General features: G+C 44.6%; 7 protein-coding genes. 1 reads left to right on the forward strand and 6 read right to left on the reverse strand.

Annotated elements, in window-relative coordinates; translation table 11 throughout:
• Positions 1-661: 661 nt before the first annotated feature.
• Genes dnaB through Q7A53_RS21565 form a run of 4 tightly spaced genes read right to left on the reverse strand, consistent with a single transcriptional unit; the run spans position 662 to position 5,453 of the window.
• Positions 662-2,023, reverse strand: a complete 1,362-nt coding sequence (dnaB, locus tag Q7A53_RS21550) for a replicative DNA helicase (RefSeq protein ID WP_411791273.1) — start codon at positions 2,021-2,023, stop codon at positions 662-664.
• A 33-nt stretch (positions 2,024-2,056) separates the two neighbouring features.
• On the reverse strand, positions 2,057-2,503 hold the full coding sequence (gene rplI, locus Q7A53_RS21555) for a 50S ribosomal protein L9 (protein ID WP_411791274.1): 447 nt from the start codon (positions 2,501-2,503) through the stop codon (positions 2,057-2,059).
• Positions 2,500-4,473 (reverse strand): DHH family phosphoesterase, encoded by a 1,974-nt coding sequence (locus tag Q7A53_RS21560; RefSeq protein ID WP_411791275.1) that lies wholly within the window; start codon positions 4,471-4,473, stop codon positions 2,500-2,502. The genes rplI and Q7A53_RS21560 overlap by 4 nt, the downstream gene beginning before the upstream one ends.
• 35 nt (positions 4,474-4,508) lie before the next feature.
• A complete protein-coding gene (locus tag Q7A53_RS21565; protein WP_411791276.1) occupies positions 4,509-5,453 on the reverse strand; it encodes a YybS family protein in 945 nt (314 codons plus the stop codon).
• Positions 5,454-5,614: 161 nt separating this feature from the next.
• On the opposite strand from Q7A53_RS21565, the gene Q7A53_RS21570 reads away from it, so the two are divergent.
• Positions 5,615-6,430, forward strand: a complete 816-nt coding sequence (locus Q7A53_RS21570) for a histidinol-phosphatase HisJ family protein (protein ID WP_411791277.1) — start codon at positions 5,615-5,617, stop codon at positions 6,428-6,430.
• A 75-nt stretch (positions 6,431-6,505) separates the two neighbouring features.
• Here the strand turns inward: Q7A53_RS21570 and Q7A53_RS21575 are convergent, their stop codons facing one another.
• Both Q7A53_RS21575 and Q7A53_RS21580 read right to left on the reverse strand, forming a co-directional pair.
• On the reverse strand, positions 6,506-7,129 hold the full coding sequence (locus Q7A53_RS21575) for a histidine phosphatase family protein (protein WP_411791278.1): 624 nt from the start codon (positions 7,127-7,129) through the stop codon (positions 6,506-6,508).
• Positions 7,130-7,304: 175 nt separating this feature from the next.
• Positions 7,305-7,415, reverse strand: a 111-nt coding sequence (locus Q7A53_RS21580) for an IS3 family transposase (protein WP_411791279.1), incomplete at its 5' end; no start/stop codon positions are given.

Consider the following 7,415-nt stretch of genomic DNA (forward strand, 5'->3'; position numbering starts at 1 on the left):
TGTCCTATCCTCCCATAGGAGTCTCGCAATTTCCCGGCCCTCCTTGCGTTTAAATCACGACCTTATCGTTTTAGTACTACTACCTAAGAGATTAAGAAATTATAAACGCTTCGTCCAGCATAAGGCAGTTCATTCCTAAAAGATAAGGTGTAAGAGACATCTCAACTTGTTCCATAACCCAGACACTCAAGACCAAATAGTTATTAGGTGTTTACCTGTAAGATCTGGTTTTGAGCCATCTTGAGAAGGTGTCTGCCTGCACAGGAGTCGAATAACAACCTTATTTCAAGTCCGTTATCCAAATTAATGCAGGGGTGGATGGGAAATGACGAGACTCCCGCGGGAGAAGGAGCTAGGCGAGACCCCACAAGGAGTGAAACGACTGAGGAGGCTTGCCAGTTCCCCCGCAGGAAAGTGTTCGAATGTGAAATCGCCCCGAAAGACACGACCAGCATAAGCTGCTCATCAAAAGGAATGTGATTTTTCATTCCGTTGATGAGCAACTTATGTCTCGAGTGTCTGGGCGATGGAACAAGCCGAGTTATTTCCCCTCCAACCTGAGTCTTACTCCAGCAACGGACGCTTTGCGCTGTATGCTTTCTCACATCCAATAAAAAAAACACCCCTGCACGTCTTTAGGAAAAGACATGAGAGGTGCCGGTTAAGCAGGCGGAACATCCGCCTCGGAATAACGATGATCTAAATCTACGAACTTATTATATTCCTTCACAAACGCAAGCTCCACATTTCCCACCGGACCATTACGCTGTTTAGAAATAATAATTTCAATAATATTCTGGTTTTCAGATTCCTGATCATAATAATCATCACGATACAAGAAACCTACAATATCAGCATCCTGCTCAATCGAACCCGATTCCCGAAGGTCAGACATCATAGGACGCTTGTCCTGTCTTGACTCTACCCCACGTGAAAGCTGGGATAAAGCAATTAACGGAACATTCAGCTCACGAGCCAGACCCTTTAAGGACCGGGAAATCTCGGAAACTTCCTGCTGCCTGTTTTCTTTAGAGTTCGCGCTGCCCTGAATTAACTGCAGGTAGTCAATTAAAATCATGCCAAGACCGTGCTCCTGCTTCAAGCGCCGGCATTTCGAACGGATCTCACTGACGCGGATCCCAGGAGTGTCATCAATATAAATACCTGCATTCGATAAGCTTCCCATCGCCATCGTCAGCTTATTCCAATCATCGGCTTCCATGTGACCGGTACGAAGGCGCTGGGCATCGATGTTGCCTTCTGCACACAGCATACGGGAAACCAACTGATCGGCTCCCATCTCCAAACTGAAAATGGCGACATTTTCATCCGTATGCACGGCGACGTTCTGGGCAATGTTGAGGGCAAACGCCGTCTTACCCATTGAAGGACGGGCCGCGATAATAATTAAATCGTTGCGCTGAAAGCCAGAGGTAATATGATCTAAATCACGATACCCCGTCGGAATGCCGGTAATATTGCCATCACTGTTGTGAAGCTGTTCAATATTATCATAAACATCAATCAGCACATCTTTAATATTTTTAAACGCTCCTGAATTCTTCCGCTGAGCAACTTCCAGAATATCTTTCTCCGCAGAATTAAGAACATCTTCAATGTCCTCTTCCTCCGCGTACCCGCTCGTTACGATATTTGTGGCGGTGCGAATCAGCCCTCGGAGCGTTGATTTCTCACTGACTATTCTCGTGTAATAAGTGATATTGGCTGCTGTCGGCACTGAGTCCGCTACATCACTTAAATAGGAGACACCTCCGACTTCTTCAAGCACCTTGTTGTTGGACAAAGCCGTCGTCACCGTTACTAGATCAATAGGTTCGCCCCTGTCCGACAAAGTCAGCATCACTTCAAATATCCGCTGGTGACTTGCCCGGTAAAAATCCTCTGGGAGCAAATGCTCCGCTGCAGTTGACATCGCTTCAGGCTCTAAAAAAACCGCACCGAGGACAGCCTGTTCAGCCTCAATGTTATGCGGTGGGGTGCGGTCATTCCAAACATCACTCACGAATTGTTCCTCCCCTTGTATTCAAAAGGATCCTTACTTCTCTTCCACATGCACACGAATGTTCCCTGTTACTTCATTATGAAGCTTCACAGGTACATCGGTGTAGCCTAAAGTACGGATCGGTTCATCCAGCTCAATTTTACGTTTATCAATCTTGATGTCATGAGCTTTCTTCAGCTCTTCCGCAATTTGTTTACTAGTGATCGAACCGAATAAACGGCCGCTGTCGCCTGATTTCGCCACTAGCTTCACTTCCAGATCGCCCAGCGTATTCTTCAGCTGTTTCGCTTCTTCGACTTCTTCCTGAGCCTGCTGCTCTTGCTTGGCATCTTTCGCTTTTTGAGCCTGAAGATTACCTTTCGTAGCTTCAACAGCAAGATTGTGCTTCAGTAGATAGTTGCGGGCATAGCCGTCTGAAACATTTTTAATTTCACCTTTTTTCCCTTTGCCTTTCACGTCCTGGTTGAATATTACTTTCATTCTGAGTCTCCCCCTTCAAAATATTCGTCAATTATATCTTGCAGCAAAGCTCGTGCATCTTCAATCGTTGTGTCTTCAAGCTGCGTTGCCGCATTGGTTAAATGACCGCCGCCATTCATGCGCTCCATAATCACTTGCACATTGATATCCCCAAGCGAACGGGCACTGATTCCGACTCGGCCATCTTTCCTTGAAGAAATGACGAAAGACGCGACAATGCCGCTCATCGTCAGCAGCGTATCGGCGGCTTGAGCAATCAGGACGGGGCCGTATGCTTCCCCTTCCTCCCCATTGGAAATCGCAATGCCATCTCGATACACATCGGCTTTCTCAATTAACCGGCTTCTTTTCACATACACATCTAAATCTTCTTTCATAAACTTCTGAACAAGAACGGTATCCGCTCCTTTTGACCGAAGATAAGAAGCAGCATCAAACGTACGCGAGCCTGTCCGTAAGGTGAAGCTCTTCGTATCAACGATAATTCCAGCAAGCAAGGCCGTCGATTCAAGCATAGACAGCTTCAGCTTCTTCGGCTGATACTCGAGCAATTCAGTCACGAGCTCGGCTGTGGAAGAGGCATAAGGCTCCATATATACAAGGGTTGGATCAGAAATGAATTCTTCCGCCCGGCGGTGGTGGTCAATCACGACCACATGCTCGGTTTTCGTTAACAGCTTCTCTTCCATAACAAGGGAAGGTTTATGCGTGTCTACAACGACGAGAAGGGTTTCATTCGTCACCATTTCCAGTGCATCTTCAGGAGTAATAAAATAAGACCAGAGCTCTTCATCTTTTTCTACTTCCTCCACCATACGCTGTACGCCAGTGTCAATATCGTCGGGATCCAAAACAATTGCGGCATCTTTTTCATTCGCCTGCGCAATTTTTAAAATTCCGATTGAAGCTCCTAACGCATCCATATCCGGAGATTTATGGCCCATAATCAAGACTTTTTCGCTTTCTTGAACTAATTCCTTCATCGCGTGCGAAATCACACGGGCCCGGACGCGTGTCCGTTTCTCCATAGGGTTCGTTTTCCCGCCATAGAATCTGACTTTTCCGGTATCATCTTTAATGGCCACTTGGTCGCCGCCTCGTCCTAAAGCAAGATCCAGACTGGACTGCGCCAGTTCTCCAAGCTCCGGAAGACTGACCGGTCCGATCCCAACGCCAAAGCTGAGCGTCAGCGGGACGTTCTGATCGGTAATCAGTTCCCTTACATCATCAAGAATTTCAAACTTAGATTTCTCCAGGGTCTGAAGAATTTTATGATTCATAACGGCCATAAACCGTTCCTGCGACGTTCGTTTTAAATAAATGCCATAATCGCCCGCCCATTTATTCAGAATCGACGTGACCTGCGAGTTAATATGACTCTTCGCCGTGTCATCCATTCCCTGGGTAATTTCTTCATAGTTATCAAGAAATATAATCGATAATACCGTCTGCTCATTTTCATATAAATTATGAATTTCCGTTTGTCTCGTCCGATCAAACAAATACAGCAACCGCTCATCCTTTTTAATGATCGTCTGGAGCTGGTAATCCCCTACTCTGATCCATACTTCATGGCGGTCTTCCTTGATCTGCGAAATTAAATCCTCTGATAACACCTTCAAGGATTTCCCGACAATGGAATCCGTCTTAGAGAACTTATTCATATAAGGATTGGCCCATTCAACCGTAAACGTATCACTAAACAAAATGATTCCGATTGGCATCTCAAGCAGCGCCTCTTCCCCCACCTTTTTCACCCGGTAGGAAAGAGTCGAAATATATTCTTCCGTTTCATTGATCATATTCTGTTCGGTCCGGACACTGTAAAAAATGGACCCAGCTAAGAAGAGGGTCATCATTAAACCAAGCATCCACTGGTAATACCAAATAAAACCGAGCAGCACTAAAGAGATTAAATAAATGATCCATAAGTGACCACTCATGGTTGGTTTTTTAAAAAAATTAGGCATGTTTTTTCAGCTCCTACTATCTTTACGAGCTCGTACTATTTTTTCCCCTGAACACGTTTCCTTAACGAAAATCCTAAATCAATTATACCTAATAATCTCACAAGTTCCATTAGAATTGTTGGAATAAGAAGGGTAACGATTAAAATAATAATCGGAATGGCCTTGGACATTTTCTTCATATAAGCAAATTGAAAAATGAATGAAAAGCCCTGGAGGACTAGAAAAAAGGCTGTAATAGTATAAACATTTACGGCAGCTAGATACAACATTCCTTCTTGATTCTTAATAAATAACTCAAAAACTAAAGCAGCGAGGTAATACCATAACAAGGAAGATGGCAGATTCAGCTCACGAAAAGGCGGAAACTGAAGCTTCGTCTTCTCCACGCGGTTTAGCAATTTATAACTGAGCCACTGACTAATAAAGGAGAACGTTACGCCAAGCATCGCTAGCATGCTCGGAATAAGATCAGGCAGCCTCTGCAGCTGTTCCTTAAATTGGTCAAGACGATCCTCTGCATCACTTCCCCCAAAGGTTCCAAGCATTCCTTCCGCTCGGGAAATCGACTGATCCATAATCTGGTTAAACTGCTCCGTGAAATTCACTCCAAAGAAGGCTTGAGAAATCAAGAAGACAGCAGCAAATCCGATCATAAATCCTACTGCACCCATGGCAAGAGTTTCATAAGGGGAACGTTTCTTGTGCATCGTTCCGCCTAGAAATAAACCGCCGAGACCCATAAGCAGAGTCGTTGGCAAAGCAAAAGCCAGCCCGATAATCACAGACACCAGGGTACTTGCAATCAATACAATAATTCCTGATTTGAAGCCGTAGCGATAACTATAGACGACAAATGGCACAGGAAGGATAAACATGAAGAGCACACTAATAATGGCAGGAATGAAAATAATTACCAACAACAATAGCAAATAAATCCCTGTCATTAAAGCCCCTTCGGTGATTTTTCTAGTTTCTTTCATTTCGCGTGCACCTCTACTTTTCCCGCGTATGCTAACTTAACTAGTTTAACATACATCCCCTCTCTTCATCTTCCCTGACGATAGAGGAAAAGAATCCTTTGTCGGCGATATTGATGTTTGGTATGATGAATCAAATCCATTCAGTGAAAAGGAGAATGTTTATGCGCACCGATTACCACGTACACATGGCAGAGACCGGGAACTTGGATGTTGATTACCTTCGCACGTACATAGCGAAAGCAAAAGAAGAAGGGATTGAAGAACTGGGCATTTCCGAGCACGCTTATTTCTTTGAAGAAACGAGACCCATTCTGTCCAACCCCTGGGTAGAGAACCGCCGCACCCTGACTTTCGACACTTACCAAAAGATGTTTGATGAAGCAAAGGAAGCTGATCTTCCTATTAAAATGGGCATCGAAATGGATTATATGCCGGGGAAAGAAAAAGAAATGAAAGCCTTTATTGATTCTCATCCTTTTGACTACGTGATCGGATCTGTCCACTGGATAGACGAATGGGGAATCGATCTTGCCACTTTTCGCGAGGAATACGAAAAGCGCGACTTAAAAAAAGTGTATGAGCAATATTTTGACCGCGTCGTTACTTTAGGAGAATCTGGTTTGTTTGATTTTATGGGACACATCGATGTGATCAAAGTATTCGGCTACCGTCCGGATGACCGGGAATTTCTCCGCCAGCAATACAAACGGGCCGCCAAAGCTCTTGCCTCTACAAACACTTGTATTGAAATCAGCACCGCCGGTTTAAGAAAACCGGTCGGAGAGATGTACCCGGACCCCGAGCTTCTCAAGAGCTGTAAGGAGGAAGGAATTGGAATCGTTCTCTGTTCCGATGCGCATAAACCAGACCACCTCGGCCACCGCTACTCCGAAGCCATAGAGCTCGCACGCTCTGCTGGTTATGATGAGGTACACGTATTTACCAATCGCCAGGCTGAAACGTATCCGATCAAGTGATTCGCAGCTAAATGTGAAAAACCGCGGGGCTTGAATTCCAACAAAGACCGGGCCGTCACACGGCACCGGTCTTTATTATGCATGAGATGAATTTTGATGATGAGAAATATCTCCCTGGAAATGGACTTTCCAATCGTCTCCTTGTTTCTCCACTAAACTGAGGGCCGTAGAATGCATAAAAGCGCCGGACCACACATCCTTCACCGACTTCTTTTCAAAATAAGTCATTAAACATTTTAATACGACGGCATGAGTGACAAGAAGAAGCGTTTTTCCTTCATATGTACGTGCAAGAGTTTCTACTTCCTGACTTGTCCGCTCTATGACCTGGGTGAAATCTTCTCCTGCTTCAGCAGCAAAAGTTTCAGGCTGCTCCCAAAAATTTTTATATTCAAGCGGTTGAGATTTCTCGATTTGTGATTGGTTCTTTCCTTCCCATTCGCCTAAATGAATTTCTTGCAGCTGGTCTGTTTTCTTTAGTGGAATGGTCCGATCTCCTCTAATCCATTCAGCTGTCTGAACCGCTCTTCCGCTTGAGCTTGTGATGATCACATCAAGCGGTACAGTTTGCAGGGATTGACCGAGCCATTTGGCTTGTTCTTCTCCAAGGGGAGTGAGGTCAGAATTCTTTCTACCCTGCATTCTCCCTTCCAGGTTCCATTTTGTCTGTCCATGTCTCGTTAAATAAATTTTCGTCATCGGTTATACCTCCTAATATCATGTTTGACAATAAGTCTTTGAGTTAGGAAAAAATTCATTTCGAGACTTTATTGCGTGGTTAAAGTCCTGCGGGGGACGACTCGCTTTCCGTGGGCATGCGCTGAGCTTCCTCAGGCAAGGCTGAAGTGACCCCTTATATTTGGACACTATGTAATTAAGCTATTTCTTGAAGTTTTTCACGATATTGCACAGGACTCATTCGAAGTTTTGATTTAATTCGTTTGTGATTATAGTTGATGATGAATTTCTCAAGTTCTATTTTAAA

It is taken from the genome of Halobacillus rhizosphaerae (genome assembly GCF_046719735.1).
GTDB classification, from domain to species: domain Bacteria; phylum Bacillota; class Bacilli; order Bacillales; family Halobacillaceae; genus Halobacillus_B; species Halobacillus_B rhizosphaerae.

Coding starts and splice junctions, on each gene's coding strand:
- rplI (WP_411791274.1), bottom strand. CDS start 2,503: ATGAAAGTAATATTCAACCAGGACGTGAAAGGCAAAGGGAAAAAAGGT.
- Q7A53_RS21560 (WP_411791275.1), bottom strand. CDS start 4,473: ATGCCTAATTTTTTTAAAAAACCAACCATGAGTGGTCACTTATGGATC.
- Q7A53_RS21565 (WP_411791276.1), bottom strand. CDS start 5,453: ATGAAAGAAACTAGAAAAATCACCGAAGGGGCTTTAATGACAGGGATT.
- Q7A53_RS21570 (WP_411791277.1), top strand. CDS start 5,615: ATGCGCACCGATTACCACGTACACATGGCAGAGACCGGGAACTTGGAT.
- Q7A53_RS21575 (WP_411791278.1), bottom strand. CDS start 7,129: ATGACGAAAATTTATTTAACGAGACATGGACAGACAAAATGGAACCTG.